This is a genomic window from Crateriforma spongiae (genome assembly GCF_012290005.1).
Lineage (GTDB): Bacteria > Planctomycetota > Planctomycetia > Pirellulales > Pirellulaceae > Crateriforma > Crateriforma spongiae.
Genome location: NZ_JAAXMS010000041.1, coordinates 1 through 488 on the forward strand (window position 1 = coordinate 1; position 488 = coordinate 488).

General features: G+C 60.5%; 1 protein-coding gene. It reads left to right on the plus strand.

Annotated features, from left to right (window positions below; translation table 11 throughout):
- Positions 1-42: 42 nt before the first annotated feature.
- Positions 43-488 (plus strand): hypothetical protein (locus HFP54_RS25105; RefSeq protein ID WP_315853979.1); only part of this gene is annotated, 446 nt, incomplete at its 3' end.

Sequence of the window (488 nt, forward strand, 5' to 3'; positions counted from 1 at the left end):
ATCTTCGCGATCTTGCTTGCGTCCGCTTGGATCGTAATGACCATGACGCACGAATTCGGGCACATCGTTGGCGGCATGGCATGCGGTGCGACGCTGACCGACTTCGACCTCGCTCCCTGGCGGATGCCCTACAGCTTGCACTCACCCGATCCGCATCCGCTTGTAACACTCTGGGCCGGGCCGCTGCTTGGCGTTGCCGTCCCGTTCATTGGGGCGGCACTCGTCCGTAAACGCTGGGTGTGGTTCATCGCTGACTTTTGCTTGATTGCCAATGGTGGCTATCTCGCTTTGGCTTGGCTGTCAGGTGACCGCTTTCTCGACACGCCTCGACTGCTCGCCGCCGGGGCTCATCCCGGTTCGATCGTGGTATATTGTATGGTGACGATCGGCGTTGGTTACGTTTGGTTCCGGTCCGACTGCATTCACTTTCTCGCACCGCAACCAAGTGGCGGCGAACCATGCCGTGCACCGGAGCGGCGTCAGCGAGT